This window comes from Mangrovibrevibacter kandeliae (genome assembly GCF_024519155.1).
Classification (GTDB): Bacteria; Pseudomonadota; Alphaproteobacteria; order Rhizobiales; family Rhizobiaceae; genus Mangrovibrevibacter; species Mangrovibrevibacter kandeliae.
Map to the genome: position 1 here is coordinate 547677 of NZ_JANIFJ010000001.1, position 13988 is coordinate 561664.

Sequence of the window (13988 nt, forward strand, 5' to 3'; positions counted from 1 at the left end):
GACATGCCGGAGATCAATGCAGCGCCGGAGACCAAGGCGCAGATGCCGTCGGGCGGGTCGCCGACCGGGGAGGTGGCGCTCGCCTTCGGCGACTTCATGCACGCCTTCGAGGGGTTCCGCGAAGCGAACGACGAGCGCCTGCGCCAGCTGGAGCGGCGGATGAGCGCCGACGTCCTGTCGGAGGAGAAGGTCGAGCGGCTGAACCAGGCGGTGGACGCGCAGGAGCGCCGGCTCGAGCAGCTGGTGCTGAAGCAGATGCGTCCGGCGCTCGGCGGTGGCGGCGAGATGGCCGCGGCGCGCCCGAGCGAGCACCGGCAGGCCTTCGAAGCCTATGTGCGCGGCGGCGACGAAGGCCGGCTGCGGCGGATGGAGGCAAAGGCAATGTCGGGCCTTGCCGGCACCGACGGCGGCTTCCTGGTGCCGGAGGAGACGGAGACCGAGATCGGCCGGCGGTTGGCGGCGATCTCGCCGATCCGCTCGATCGCCACCGTGCGGACCGTTTCATCGTCGCTGCTGAAGAAGCCGTTCGCCGTCTCCGGCGCCCAGACCGGCTGGGTTGGCGAGACCGCCGCGCGCCCCGAGACGGCGGCGCCGCAGCTGGCCGAGCTGAGCTTTCCGACGATGGAGCTCTACGCAATGCCGGCGGCCACGAACGCGCTCCTCGACGACGCGGCCGTCGACATCGACCGCTGGCTCGGCGAGGAGGTGGAGCAGGCGTTCGCCGCGCAGGAAAGCGCCGCCTTCGTCGTCGGCGACGGGGTGAGCAAGCCGAAAGGCTTCATGACCTACGACACGGTGGATGAGACCGCCTGGATCTGGGGCAAGGTCGGGACGGTCCCGACCGGGGCCGACGGCGCCTTTCTCGCCGGCGGCGCGGCCGACAGCCTGATCGACCTCGTCTATGCCCTGAAGGCGGGCTACCGTCAGAACGCCAGCTTCGTGATGAACCGGCGCTCGCAGGCGGCGGTGCGCAAGCTGAAGGACGCCGACGGCAACTACCTGTGGCAGCCGCCGGCGAGCGCGGGGGCCCGCGCGACGCTGATGGGCTTCCCCATGGTGGAGGCCGAGGACATGCCGGACATCGCGGTCGATGCGAACGCGATCGCCTTCGGCGATTTCGCCCGCTTCTACCTGATCGTCGATCGGCAGGGCGTGCGGGTGCTGCGCGACCCGTATTCGGCCAAGCCCTACGTCCTTTTCTATACGACCAAACGCGTCGGCGGCGGCATCCAGGACTTCGATGCCGCCAAGTTCCTCGCCTTCGCGGCCTGAGCCGCGACGGGCGGACGGAAAAGACGGCGGGCCGCGATGTCGGCCCGCCGGTGGTTTTTCGAAGGGAGCGGGACATGACGCTGATCGAACTGGCCGAAACGGTGATCGAGCCCGTCACCGTGGCGGAGGCCAGGAGCTGGTGCCGGATCGAGCGGGACGACGAGGACGAACTCGTCGCGAGCCTGGTCCGAGCGGCGCGGCAGGCCGTCGAGACCGAGACGGGCCTCGTGCTGGTGCGTCGGGCCTTTCGGCTGGCGCTCGACCCGGTGCCTCCCGGCGGCTGGATCGAGGTGGCGCGGCGGCCGCTGCAGGTGATGGTCGGTGTCACCGCCTACGGCTCGGACGGCGCGCCCATCGTGTTCGGCGAGGCCGATGCCATCATCGAGCGCGCGCTCGGGATCGAGGCGATCCGCCTCTCGCCGGCAGTGCGGGCCGTCGCGGCGAACGGCGTCGATGTCGATTTCGAGGCCGGATATGCCCCGGGCGAGGCGCCTGGCGACCTGCTCCTGGCGCTGAAGCGCACGATCGCCGCGTCCTACGAGGTGCGCGGCGCCACCGGCGAGGGCTGGCGGCCCGCGGTCCTGCCGCCTTCGGCGCAGGACCTCACGCGGCCGCACCGCCGGATGCGGCTCTGATGGCGCCGCTGTTCCTCGACCCCGGTCTGCTGCGCCGACGGGCGGTGCTGGAGACCTGCGATCCTGCTGCGGACTGTACCGGCGACGCGAGCGACGCGTGGCGGGAGATTGCGGAGCTGTCGGTGCATGTCGAACCGCTGTCGGTGGAGTCGCGCGAGCGGTTCGAACAGCGGGAGGCGACGATCACCCATCGCGTCGTCTGCCGGCACCGGAGCGACGTCGACCGAGGCATGGCGTTCCGGATCGGCGTGCGGCGCCTGGTGATCCGCTCGGTGCACGACCCGGACGAGACCGGCCGCTATCTCGTCTGCCGCTGCGAGGAGGCGACGTGAGGATCACCATCACCGCCGAGCGGACAGCGCGGTTGCGGCGGGCGGTGATCCGCAAGGCGAACGCGGCGCTCGACCGCTTGATCTTGCGGAGCGTCGACGAGGAGCACCCGGCGCTCGAGGCCGGCCTGCCCCGCACCTCACAATTCCCGCACGCCGGCAGGGAGGTTTCCGCCCGGCAGCCGCGGCGCGGTAGATGGGGGGTGATCGGGTCGTTACGAAAAGATTAGGCACGCCGGCAGCTACACGCAGGCCTCGCGGGGCATTATGTTACGATAAGAAGCGTGAGCCGATGCCGTCGGAGGAACGATCGCATGACGCATCCGAGTCTCGAACTGCAGAGCACCATCTTCAACACGCTGACGTCCGACCCGGCGGTGCTTCGCCTGCTAGGCGGTCCGAAGGTGTTCGATCGCGCACCGGAGCGCACGAGCTACCCCTATCTGACGCTCGGCCGCACTGCGGTCGTCGACTGGTCGACCGGGACAGAGGACGGTGCCGAGCACATCCTGACGTTGCACGTCTGGGCGCGCGGCGGCGGCAAGCAGGAGACCTATACGATCATGGACGAAGTCTCGGCCAAGCTGCACAACAAGCATTTGCCGCTGGACGGCCACGAGCTCGTGAACCTGCAGCTGCAGTATGCCGAGGCGCGGCGCGAGCCCGACGCCACCACCTATCACGGCATCCTGCGCTTCCGCGCGGTGACCGAGCCGCTCGCGTGAGGCCGGAACCGGCGTAGCCCCGAGACACGCGGCGCGGCCTGCGAAGACAAAGATCGATCGACGCATGAGGGGCGGTCCGCTTGGGCCGCCCCTTTTCGTTTCAAACGCCGACGAGAGGACACGGACATGGTGGCGCAACGCGGCAAGGACCTGCTGCTCAAGCTCGACCCCGCCGGCAACGGCAACTTCATCACCGTCGCAGGGCTGCGCACCACGCGCATCGCCTTCAACGCGGAGACGGTCGACGTCACCGATGCCGAGAGCGCCGGGCGCTGGCGCGAGCTCCTCGGCGGCGCCGGGGTGCAGCGGGCGGCGCTGGCGGGCACCGGGATCTTCAAGGACGCGGCCTCCGACGCGCAGCTGCGCCAGCTCTTCTTCGAGGGGCAGGTGGCGAGCTTCCAGGCGGTGATCCCGGACTTCGGCCGGGTGACCGGACCGTTCCAGGTGACGGCGCTCGAGTATTCGGGCGAGCACAACGGCGAGGTGGCGTTCGAGGCGACGCTGGAATCGGCCGGCGCGCTCCAGTTCGCGGCACTCTGACGATGGCCGTCAACCGCAGGCGCGGCGAGGTGGCCGCGATCATCGACGGGCGCGAGCGGGTGCTCTGCCTGACGCTCGGGGCGCTCGCCGAACTCGAGGACGCCTTCGCGAGCGAGGACATCGGGGCACTGGCACGGCGCTTCGGCACCGGCAGCCTGTCGGCGCGCGACCTGATCCGGGTCATCGCCGCGGGTCTGCGCGGCGCCGGCGAGGCGGTGAGCGACGCGGAGGTCGCGGCGATGCGCATCGAGGGCGGCGCCAGCGGTGCGGCGGCGCTGACCGCGGCTCTGCTGGGTGCGGCCTTCGGCGATGGAGACGCTACGGCAAACCCTTAAGAGCCGCATCGCCGATGGCCGCGACGTCCGGAGGCGATGCGGCGGCCTTTCCCTGGGATGCGGCGATGGCGCTCGGCTTCGGCCTCCTCGGCCATACCACGGCATCCTTCTGGCAGCTGACCCCACGCGAGCTCGCCAGCGCCGCCTCGGCCTTCACCCCGCCGGTGGCGGGGCCGCCGGAGCGCAGCGCGCTGGACGCATTGATGCGCCACTTTCCGGATCACCCGGTGACATGAGGTGAGCATGAACCCCGACGAGACCGTAGAGATCGCCGTCACAGCCGACACCGGCGGGCTGACGCGCGCCCTCGACGACCTGACCCAGCGGGCCAACGGCTTCGGCTCGGCGCTGACGAGCGCGCTGCGCGGCGCGGTGACGGGCGGACGCTCGCTCGACACGGTGCTGAGCCAGCTGGCGCTGCGCATCTCGACGCTCGCGCTCGACGCCGCGCTGAAGCCGCTCCAATCGCTGGCCGGCGCGGCCCTGCAGCAGGTGCTGCCGGGCATCGCGGGGGGGCTCAGCGGCAACGGTTCGGGCGTCATCCCCTTCGCCAAGGGTGGCATCGTCGCCAGTCCCAGCTACTTCCCTGCCGGGCGGCAGCTCGGGCTGATGGGCGAGGCGGGCGGCGAGGCGATCCTGCCGCTGCGCCGGGGCGCCGACGGGTCGCTCGGCGTTGCCGCCGAACGCGGCGTGACGGGTGCCGGCCCCAGCATCGTCGTCAACGTGACGACGCCGGACGCCCCAAGCTTCAGACGGGCGGAGACGCAGATCCAGACGATGCTGGCCCGGGCCGTCGGCCGCGGCCGACGGGGGCTCTGACATGCCGGTCGCCGCCTTCAGCGAGGAACGCTTTCCGCTGCGGCTCGCCTTCGGCACCACCGGCGGGCCGGAGCGGCGAATCGACGTGGTGCGGCTGTCCACCGGCTACGAGAGCCGCAACCAGCGCCATCGCCACGCCGTGCGGCGCTATGATGCGGGGTCTGGGGTCAAGAGCCTCGAAGACCTGGCGGCTGTCGTCGATTTCTTCGAGGCGCGGCGCGGCAAGCTGGTGGGCTTCCGCTTCCGTGATCCGCTGGACGCAAGCTCGGCCGGCTTCGGGCGGGCACCGGGCCCGTTCGATCAGAGCCTCGGGTCAGGCGACGGGACGAGCACCTGCTGGCAGCTGGTGAAGCGCTATGGCCCTGGCGAGGACGGCTACATCCGGCCGATCGCAAAGCCCGATGCGGGCAGTGTCCGAGTGGCGGTCGACGGTGAGGAGCTCGCTGCCGGCGCCTTCGCGGTGGACGGCGTGACGGGCGCGGTGACGCTCGCGCAGCCGCCGGCGGCTGGCGCATCGGTGACAGCGGGCTTCCTCTTCGACGTGCCGGTGCGCTTTGACGTCGACCGGCTCGCCTTCAGCATTGCCGGCTTCCGGTCCGGCGAGATTCCTTCGATTCCCCTGGTGGAGGTGCGGCCATGAAGGCCATCCCGGACGCGCTGCGCGCCGGCCTCGCCGGTCCGGCGACGACGCTCGCCTGGTGCTGGCGGCTGACGCGCACGGACGGCACCGTGCTCGGCTTCACCGACCACGACGAGGCGCTCGTCGTCCAGGGGCTGCGCTGCGAGGCCGCGAGCGGCCTCTCGGCCAGCGAGGCCGAGGCCGAACTCGGGCTTGCCGCGACGACGCAGGAGGTGGAGGGCGCGCTGTCCTCCCTCAGCCTCGACGAGGCGGACATCCGGGCCGGACGCTACGACGGCGCGACGGTGGAGACCTTCCTCGTCGACTGGACCCAGCCCGAGGTGCCGCTGCTCGTCGCGGCGGCGGAAATCGGCGAGGTGCGGCGAAGCGCCGGCGCCTTCACCGGCGAGCTGCGGGGCCTTGCCGCCAAACTCGACCAACGACACGGCCGCATCTATCAGCGCCGCTGCGACGCCGTCCTCGGAGATGGACGCTGCCGGGTGGACCTGACGGCGCCGGCGCATCGCGCGCAGGTCGCCACGGTCCGCGGCGAGGCGGGCGGCACCGTGCTCGTGAGCGGTCTCGATCCGGCACGGCGGCCCCTGTTCCGGCAGGGTACGGCGACCTGGCTCGACGGGGCGGGCCGAGGAGTCGTCGCCGAGATCGTCGACCTCCAGGAGGGATCCGCGACGGGCGACACGCGCCTGGTGCTGCGGGCGATGCCGGAGATCCCGATCGGTGCTGGCGAGCGGCTTCAGCTGACGGCCGGCTGCGACAAGAGCTTCGCCACCTGCCGCATGCGCTTCGACAACGGCCTGAACTTCCGTGGTTTTCCGCATCTTCCAGGCTCCGACGCGGCGCTCGGCATCGCCAAGACGGATGGCCTTCATGACGGCTCGCCGGTGGTGCCGTGAGCGAGACGATCCCGCAGCGCGCGCTCGCGGCGGCGCGCAGCTTCCTCGGTACGCCCTACCGTCACCAGGGCAGCCGCGCCGCGATCGGCTGCGACTGTCTCGGGCTCGTGCGCGGGGTGTATCGCATCCTGCACGAGCGCGAACCCGAAATGCCGGGTCCCTACGCGCCGGACTGGGCGGAGTCTGACGGGGCGGACCGCCTGCTTCTGGCCGCGCGGCGGCACCTGACTGCGATCGACCGGGACGCTGCATTGCCCGGCGACGTCGTGCTGTTCCGCTGGCGCCGTGACGCGCTCGCCAAGCATTGCGGCATCCTCGACGAGGACGGCCGCGTCATCCATGCCTACGCGGGAAGCGCGGTGGTGTCGTCCGCCCTCGTGCCGAGCTGGCGGCGGCGCATCGCCGCGACCTTCCGCTTTCCGGAGTAGCCGATGGCCACGATCGTTCTGCAGGCGGCGGGAGGGCTCGTCGGAGGTCTTCTCGGCGGTCCGTTCGGCGCAGTTGCCGGGCGGGCGCTCGGCGCCCTCGGCGGCTATGCGCTCGACAGCCGTCTCTTCACGCCGACGCGGAAGGTGGACGGCGCCCGCCTCGGCGCCTCGCGCATCATCGGGGCCGACGAGGGCGCGGGTATAGCGAGACTCTACGGCACGGCCCGTATCGCTGGCGAAATCATCTGGACGACTCGTCTCGAGGAAGCGAGCGATACGGATCGGCAGGGTGGCAAGGGCGGCGGGGGCGGGGTCGAAGTCACCAGCTACAGCTATTACGGCAATGTCGCGATCGGCCTCTGCGAAGGACCTGTCGCAGGCATCCGCCGCGTCTGGGCGGATGGCGAGGAGCTCGACCTTTCCCGCGTCACCTGGCGCCTTCACCGCGGCGACGACAGCCAGCTGCCCGACCCGCTGATCGAGGCGAAGCAGGGTGCGGGCAACGCGCCGGCCTATCGCGGGCTTGCCTATATCGTGTTCGAGCGGCTGCCGTTGGAGAGCTGGGGGAACCGCATCCCGCAGCTCAGCTGCGAGGTGATCCGTCCGGTCGGCGAGCTCGAGGCGCGGCTGCGTGGCGTGACGGTCATCCCCGGGGCGAGCGAGCACGGGCTTGACCCGAAACCGGTGCGCGAGCGGCTCGGCGAGGGCGAAGACCGGCTGGTCAATCGCAACGTCCTGCATGGCACGAGCGACTGGGATGCCTCGCTCGACGAACTGCAGGCGCTGTGTCCGAAGCTCGAGCGTGCGGCGCTGGTGGTGTCCTGGTTCGGCACCGACCTGCGGGCCGGCCACTGCGAGATCCATCCCGGCGTCGAGGTCGCACGTCGCGACGAGAGCGAGCGCTGGCAGGTCGCCGGAATGACCCGCGCGGATGCCCGGCTGGTCAGCCGCAACGACGGCGGCCCGGCCTTCGGCGGCACGCCCTCGGATGCCGGCGTCGTCCGCGCGATCGCCGACCTCAAGGCCCGCGGGCTGAAGGTGACGATGTACCCGTTCATCCTTATGGATGTGCCGGCGGGCAATGGCCTTCCCGACCCGTATGGTGGCCTTGAGCAGGCCGCCTATCCCTGGCGCGGGCGCATCACCCTCGACCGTGCGCCCGAGCGCGGCGGCTCGCCGGACCGAACGGCTGCCGCGGGGATAGCGATCGACGCCTTCGTCGGGACTGCGGCCGTCGAGGACTTCGCTCTGTCCGGCGGGCGTGTCGTCTATAGCGGTCCGGCCGAATGGTCGTTGCGCCGCATGATCCTGCATCAGGCGCACCTCGCCAAGGCGGCGGGCGGTGTCGATGCCTTCATCGTCGGGTCGGAGTTGAGGGGGCTGACGCGCCTTCGCGACGAGACCGGTGCCTTCCCCTTCGTCGCGGCCCTGGCACGGCTCGCCGCCGATGCGAAACGCGTCCTGCCGGACGCGGTGATCACCTATGCGGCCGACTGGAGCGAGTATTCGGGCTTTCAGCCGGCGGACGGCTCGGGCGACGTCTTCTTCAACCTCGATCCGCTCTGGGCGCATCCGGCGATCGGGGCGATCGGCATCGACAACTATCTGCCGCTCGCCGACTGGCGCGAGGCCGACTGGTCCGACCTCGGCGCGGACGGCGCCCGCTCCCCCTATGATCGGGCGGCGCTGCGAAGAGGCGTACGCGGCGGCGAGTATTACGACTGGTCCTATCCCGACGCCGATGCGCGGCGGGCCGGCGCGCGCCGTCCGATCACCGACGGGGCGGCCGGCAAGCCTTGGGTCTTCCGCGCCAAGGACCTGTGGAACTGGTGGTCGAATCCTCATCACGAACGTCGCGGCGGCGTCGAGCTGGCGACGCCGACGACCTACGTGCCGAGCGGCAAGCCGATCTGGTTCACCGAACTCGGGTGTCCCGCGATAGACAAGGGGCCGAACCAGCCAAACCTTTTCGTCGATCCGAAATCGGCCGAGAGCGGGCTGCCCTACTTCTCGTCCGGCGGGCGTGACGATCTCGTCCAGCGCCGCGCGCTCGAGACCCAGCTTGCGGTGTTCGATCCGGACGACCCGGCCTTCGAGGAGGCCGACAACCCGATCTCGCCGGTCTACGGCGGGCGCATGGTCGATCCTGGGACGGTGCATCTGTGGACGTGGGACGCCCGGCCCTTTCCGGCTTTCCCGACGCGTCGCGACGTCTGGAGCGATGGCGACAACTGGCTGCGGGGGCACTGGCTCAGCGGCCGGCTCGGTCAGGCGCCGCTCGACCGGCTGATCCGGGCGATGCTCGCCGATCGCGGCTTCAGCGACGAGGTCGACGTCGAGGCCGTGGATGCGCAGATCGGCGGCTTCGTGACATCGGGCATCACGACGGCGCGCGAGGACCTTGAGGATCTCCTGACGCTGTGCGGTCTCGTCGGCTTGGCGAGCGACCGGCGCTTCGTCTTCCGTTCGCTGCGCGGTGCGCGAAGCGTCTCGGCGCGGGAGGATCTGGTCGATCCGGACGAGGCGGCGCAGCTGGAGCTGCGGCGCATGCAGGCGGGCGAAATTCCCCAGGAGGTGGTGCTCGGCTACGCCGATCCCCTGCGGGACCACCAGCCGGCGACGGCGAGCGCGGCGCTGGCCTTTGCCGAAACGCCGCGCAAGGAAACGCTCGAGCTGCCGGTGACGCTGGAGGAAGGCGAAGCCGGACGACTGGCTGCCGAACTGCTCGCGCTGCGGCTTGCGACGCGCGAGCATGCCGCCTTCGCTCTGTCGCCGACGGCGATCGAGGTCGAACCGGGCGACCTCGTGCGTTTGCCGGGCGTGCCCGGGCAGTGGCTGGTGACGCGGATCGAGAGCGGCGCGGCACGTCGGGTCGAGGCGCGGCAGGCGCCTACGGGGGGCCGGGCCGGCGCGGGGGGCGAGCCGCTGCCCGCGTCGACGGGACGCCGACCGGTCCTTGCCTCGACTCCGCTCGTGCATCTCCTCGACCTTCCCGCAGTCGATGGGCAACCCTCCGAGGAAAGCGCCAGGGCGGCGATCTTCGCCAAGCCATGGCTGCCCCACGTGCTGCAGGCCTCGGCCTCCGGCTCGAACTTCGCCACGCGCATGATTGCGTCACGGCCGGCGACCCTCGGACGCCTGGTGCAGGACCTCGCGTCGGGGCCGGAGGGACGGCTCGACCGAGGGAACGTCATCGAGGTCGCGATGACTCGCGGCGCGCTCTTCAGCCAGTCGCACGCAGCGCTTCTGGCCGGCGGGAACCTATGCGCCCTGATGAGCCGCGTCGGCATCTGGGAGGTGCTGCAGTTCGAAACGGCCGAAGAGGTGGCAGAGGGCCGCTTCCGGCTTTCGAGCCTGCTGCGCGCGCAAGGCGGCACCGAGGATGCCATGCAGTCGGGTGCGGCGAAGGGTGCACCCCTCGTCTTGCTCGACGATGCCGTCGCGCCGGTGGGGCTGAAGGCGGCAGAGATCGGGCGAGACCTCAGCTGGCGGATCGTACCGACGGGTCGAGCGCTCGACGATCCGGCTGTCGTGACCTTGACCGCCAGTCTCGGCGGTCGCGCCGTTCGACCTCTGTCTCCCGTGCATCTCCGGGGCCGCTTCACTTCGGACGGCGGTTTCACGCTCGGGTGGACCCGTCGCACCCGCATCGGCGGCGATGGCTGGGAGGGTATCGATGTGCCGATCGGCGAGGACGTGGAGCGTTATGCGATCACGCTCGAGGGATCCGATGGACGAAAGCTGCAGCGCGAGACGATGCTGCCGCAGCTTGCGCTCACCGCAAGCGAGGTGGGCGGGCTGATCGATGACGGTCCGGCGATGATCGTCGCCCATGTCGGGCAGGTCAGCCTCGCCTTCGGCACCGGAACCATCCGGTCGGCGGCGTTCCGCCGGGAGGACTAGCAGCATGGTTCAGCAAGGGAGCAGGCGGATGATCGACGAGAAACCGTGGTATCAGTCGAAGACCATCTGGGGCGGCATCGTCGCCCTCGGCTCGGCAGCGGCCGGCAACTGGGGCGTCAAGGTCGATGCCGCCAGCGGCGACGCCCTGGTGCTCGCGCTGACCAGCGCGGCAACCGCGGTCGGAGCAGTGCTGGCCATCATCGGCCGCGTGACCGCCGACACCGCGATACGGAAGGGTTGAGAGAGGCAACCACGACATTCATTCGACATTCAGGCCACGGGCGATAGAGTTTTTCCTCGACGTGCAATCGGAAGCATCATGACGACCCCTTCCCGCCTGACGATCATCGGTCTCGGCATCGCGCTGCTCTGGCGCAGCGTGATGCCGGCGACGGCCGACATGTTCTGGCGGGGCGGGCCGGGCGAAACTCGCCGGGACCGCGGCGGATGGGACGATCATCGTGCACCGGACCGCGGCGGCCGGCCGTACCAGCGGCTCCGCCGCTTGCCGAGCGGCGATCCTCTCGCCATCACGCCGTTCCAGATCGCCCCCTTCCGCGTCGCCGACGCCGACTGCGCCAGTGCCGCCGAGCAGGCGGCCGCGCAGACGGGAGGGCAGGTGCTGTCGGTGTCGAGCCGCCAGCAGGACGGCGGCACCGTCTGCGTGGTGACGGTGCTGGTGCCCGGACGGGATGGCGGCCGGCCGCGGAAGACGACGGTGACGCTGCGTCGGTGACGTCTTCGGCGTTGCCCCGCAGGCCGGGGTGACGTGCGGCGACGGCACATGGCATAAGACCGCGATCGCAGCGGCTCGCGTTCCGCGCGCCGCGACAGCAGGTTGGCTCATGCGCATTCTCGTGGTCGAGGACGATCAGAATCTCAATCGCCAGCTGACCGAAGCGCTGATCGGCGCCGGCTACGTCGTCGACCGTGCCTTCGACGGCGAGGAGGGCCACTTTCTCGGCGATACGGAGCCCTATGACGCGGCGATCCTCGATATCGGCCTGCCCGTGCTGGACGGCATCAGCGTTCTGGAACGCTGGCGGCGTAACGAGCGGCGCATGCCGGTGCTGATCCTCACGGCGCGCGACCGCTGGAGCGACAAGGTGTCGGGCATCGACGCCGGCGCGGACGACTACGTCACCAAGCCATTCCACGTGGAAGAGGTGCTGGCGCGGGTGCGCGCGCTCATCCGCCGGGCCGCCGGCCACGCCTCTTCGGAGATTCTGTGCGGGCCGCTGCGGCTCGACACCAAGGCCTCGAAGGCGACGCTCGAGGGGGCGCCCCTGAAGCTGACCTCGCACGAGTACCGGCTCTTGTCCTACCTCATGCACCACCGCGACGAGATCGTATCGCGGACCGAACTCGTCGAGCATCTCTACGACCAGGACTTCGACCGCGACTCCAATACCGTCGAGGTCTTTGTCGGGCGACTGCGCAAGAAGATCGGCATCGACATGATCGAGACGGTGCGCGGCCTCGGCTACCGGATGCGCTCGACGCCACCGCAGGGCTGACCCGATCATGGCGGCCCTCCGGCTCGATTCCGTCGCCGTCCGCGTCATCGGCCTGTCGACCCTGTGGGCCATCGCGGCCTTCGTGGTCGTCGCCGGTGTCATTTCGACGCTGTATGGCCAGACCGCCTCGCGCGGCTTCGAAGATCTCCTCGTCGCGCAGCTCTACAACGTCGTGAACAGCGTCGCCGTCGCCGAGGACGGGACGATCACCGGTTCGCCGGACCTCGGCGACCTGCGGTATTCGCAGCCTCTGTCCGGCTGGTACTGGGAAGTGACGCCGGCCAGCGCGAACACCAGCGGTCGCCTCGCCTCGATTTCGCTCGGGCCTGCCGATGTGCCGTCGCCCCCGCAGCAGACGGTGCCGTTCGACGAGAACTATCGCCGCGAATACGAGGTGGACGGCCTGAACGGCCAGTCGCTGAGCGTCGTCGAGACGGAAGTCGTCCTCGACAATCAGAACCACATCGCCCGCTTCCGCGTGATGGGGGACGCGGGACTTGTGGCGGCGGACGTCAGACAGTTCAACCGCTCGCTGGGCCTCTATCTCGGTGCGTTCGGTCTCGGTTCGATCCTCATCAACGCCCTAGCGATCCTGTTCGGGCTGCGGCCGCTGGTGGCGGTGCGCCGGGCACTCGCCGAGGTCGGAGCCGGTCGCAGCGATCGCCTGCGCGGACCCTTCGCGGCCGAAATCGAACCGCTTGCCGTCGAACTCAACGCAATGATCGACAACAATCGACGCATCGTCGAGCGGGCGCGCACTCAGGTCGGCAACCTCGCGCATTCGCTGAAGACGCCGCTCGCCGTCCTGCGCAACGAAGCGGCCGCGATCGGCGGCGAGAGGGGCAAGGTCGTCACCGACCAGACCGAGCACATGCGGGTGCAGGTCCAGCACTATCTCGAGCGCGCGCGGCTCGCGGCGCAAGGGGAGGGCGTGGTGTTCCGCACGCCGGTCGCCGCAACGCTCGAGCGGCTGGTCCGGGTGATCGGCAAGCTGAACCCGGAGCTTACGATCGACTTCGTCGCGCCGGACGGCATCGTTTTCGCCGGGGAACAGCAGGATCTCGAGGAGGTCGTCGGGAACCTCCTCGAGAACGCTTCGAAATGGACGAAGAGCCGCATTGCCCTGTCGGCCGCCTCGGAGGCGGGATCCTGGCTGATCCTCACCGTGGAGGACGATGGCCCCGGATTGTCGGATGCCGAGATCGCAGTGGCGACCAAGCGCGGCCAGCGGCTCGACGAAGCGCAGCCGGGCACGGGGCTCGGACTGTCGATCGTGCTCGACACGGTGCGCGAGTATCGCGGTGGCCTCAGCCTCGACCGCTCGCCGCTCGGCGGTCTGCGGGCTGTGGTGCGTCTGCCACAGGCGAGCTGAGTCTTGTGGTCGATGGCGGAGTTTGCACCGCCTGTAGCCCACGCCGCGGCAGCCGTCATGTATGACGGGGTCGGCGCGTGGCGACGGGGGTCGCGCGCTTCGAGCTCCGGGCTTATCGATGGCAAGACTTTTCAGGTTTCTTCTCCTCGCGACCGCGACGCTCGCGGTCGCCGGCTGCCAGACCAGCGGCTCCTTGACCGCATCGGGTGCGTCGGCCGAGGGCGCGGCAGGTCTCGGCGACGGACTGATCGGGCGCGTGGCCGGGGTGAGGGTGCCGACCAATGCACGCGGCCAGGCGCTGCTTGCCGAATACCAGGCGCTGCAGTTCGGGACGGCGGGGCAGGTGGTCGCTTGGTCGGCCGGTGGTCTGCGCGGCACCGTGACGCCGACCCAGCTCTACCGGGTGGGCTCGCAGGAATGTCGAGGCTACGTGCAGTCGGTGGTCGCCGGCGGCACCGAGAGCAAGGTGATGGGCACGGCCTGCCGGACGGAGGGTGGGCAGTGGACGCTCGTCGCCTGATACGGGCCGGGTGGCGGCCGATGCGCGCAGCCGGCCGCACCGGTGCGGTGCGGAGTTTCC

General features: G+C 70.5%; 18 protein-coding genes. All 18 read left to right on the forward strand.

Annotation, left to right across the window (positions count from 1 at the left end):
* The first annotated feature begins 3 nt into the window (after positions 1-3).
* The 18 genes from NPA30_RS02625 (at position 4) to NPA30_RS02710 (ending at position 13928) form a co-directional block, all read left to right on the forward strand.
* Positions 4-1272 carry a phage major capsid protein gene (locus tag NPA30_RS02625; protein WP_256800775.1) on the forward strand — a complete coding sequence of 423 codons (1269 nt, stop codon included), beginning with the start codon at positions 4-6 and terminating at the stop codon, positions 1270-1272.
* A 74-nt stretch (positions 1273-1346) separates the two neighbouring features.
* Positions 1347-1907 carry a head-tail connector protein gene (locus tag NPA30_RS02630; protein WP_256800777.1) on the forward strand — a complete coding sequence of 187 codons (561 nt, stop codon included), beginning with the start codon at positions 1347-1349 and terminating at the stop codon, positions 1905-1907.
* Positions 1907-2239, forward strand: coding sequence for a phage head closure protein (locus NPA30_RS02635; protein ID WP_256800778.1), 333 nt, complete (start codon positions 1907-1909; stop codon positions 2237-2239). The genes NPA30_RS02630 and NPA30_RS02635 overlap by 1 nt, the downstream gene beginning before the upstream one ends.
* A complete protein-coding gene (locus NPA30_RS02640) occupies positions 2236-2466 on the forward strand; it encodes a hypothetical protein (protein WP_256800779.1) in 231 nt (76 codons plus the stop codon). The genes NPA30_RS02635 and NPA30_RS02640 overlap by 4 nt, the downstream gene beginning before the upstream one ends.
* A gap of 84 nt (positions 2467-2550) precedes the next feature.
* Positions 2551-2961, forward strand: a complete 411-nt coding sequence (locus NPA30_RS02645) for a DUF3168 domain-containing protein (protein ID WP_256800780.1) — start codon at positions 2551-2553, stop codon at positions 2959-2961.
* A 126-nt stretch (positions 2962-3087) separates the two neighbouring features.
* Positions 3088-3501, forward strand: coding sequence for a phage major tail protein, TP901-1 family (locus NPA30_RS02650; RefSeq protein ID WP_256800782.1), 414 nt, complete (start codon positions 3088-3090; stop codon positions 3499-3501).
* A gap of 2 nt (positions 3502-3503) precedes the next feature.
* Positions 3504-3836: a gene transfer agent family protein gene (locus NPA30_RS02655; protein WP_256800783.1), complete on the forward strand. Its 333-nt coding sequence runs from the start codon at positions 3504-3506 to the stop codon at positions 3834-3836.
* Between the two features lie 14 nt (positions 3837-3850).
* A complete protein-coding gene (locus NPA30_RS02660) occupies positions 3851-4072 on the forward strand; it encodes a rcc01693 family protein (protein WP_256800784.1) in 222 nt (73 codons plus the stop codon).
* A 7-nt stretch (positions 4073-4079) separates the two neighbouring features.
* The gene (locus NPA30_RS02665; RefSeq protein WP_256800785.1) at positions 4080-4655 is read left to right on the forward strand and encodes a phage tail tape measure protein; all 576 of its coding nucleotides are present in this window, start codon (positions 4080-4082) and stop codon (positions 4653-4655) included.
* A 1-nt stretch (position 4656) separates the two neighbouring features.
* Positions 4657-5295, forward strand: coding sequence for a DUF2460 domain-containing protein (locus NPA30_RS02670; protein WP_256800786.1), 639 nt, complete (start codon positions 4657-4659; stop codon positions 5293-5295).
* On the forward strand, positions 5292-6188 hold the full coding sequence (locus NPA30_RS02675) for a DUF2163 domain-containing protein (RefSeq protein WP_256800787.1): 897 nt from the start codon (positions 5292-5294) through the stop codon (positions 6186-6188). Before NPA30_RS02670 ends, NPA30_RS02675 begins: the two co-directional genes overlap by 4 nt.
* On the forward strand, positions 6185-6616 hold the full coding sequence (locus NPA30_RS02680) for an NlpC/P60 family protein (RefSeq protein ID WP_256800788.1): 432 nt from the start codon (positions 6185-6187) through the stop codon (positions 6614-6616). Before NPA30_RS02675 ends, NPA30_RS02680 begins: the two co-directional genes overlap by 4 nt.
* A 3-nt stretch (positions 6617-6619) precedes the next feature.
* Positions 6620-10519 (forward strand): baseplate multidomain protein megatron, encoded by a 3900-nt coding sequence (locus NPA30_RS02685; RefSeq protein ID WP_256800789.1) that lies wholly within the window; start codon positions 6620-6622, stop codon positions 10517-10519.
* A gap of 28 nt (positions 10520-10547) precedes the next feature.
* Positions 10548-10760, forward strand: coding sequence for a hypothetical protein (locus NPA30_RS02690; protein ID WP_256800790.1), 213 nt, complete (start codon positions 10548-10550; stop codon positions 10758-10760).
* Between the two features lie 78 nt (positions 10761-10838).
* Complete coding sequence (locus NPA30_RS19525; protein WP_306228656.1) at positions 10839-11255, forward strand: hypothetical protein; 417 nt, start codon at positions 10839-10841, stop codon at positions 11253-11255.
* Positions 11256-11364: 109 nt separating this feature from the next.
* Positions 11365-12036: a response regulator transcription factor gene (locus tag NPA30_RS02700; RefSeq protein ID WP_256800791.1), complete on the forward strand. Its 672-nt coding sequence runs from the start codon at positions 11365-11367 to the stop codon at positions 12034-12036.
* Between the two features lie 7 nt (positions 12037-12043).
* Positions 12044-13408, forward strand: a complete 1365-nt coding sequence (locus tag NPA30_RS02705) for an ATP-binding protein (protein ID WP_256800792.1) — start codon at positions 12044-12046, stop codon at positions 13406-13408.
* A gap of 118 nt (positions 13409-13526) precedes the next feature.
* Positions 13527-13928: an RT0821/Lpp0805 family surface protein gene (locus NPA30_RS02710; RefSeq protein ID WP_256800793.1), complete on the forward strand. Its 402-nt coding sequence runs from the start codon at positions 13527-13529 to the stop codon at positions 13926-13928.
* Positions 13929-13988 lie beyond the last annotated feature (60 nt).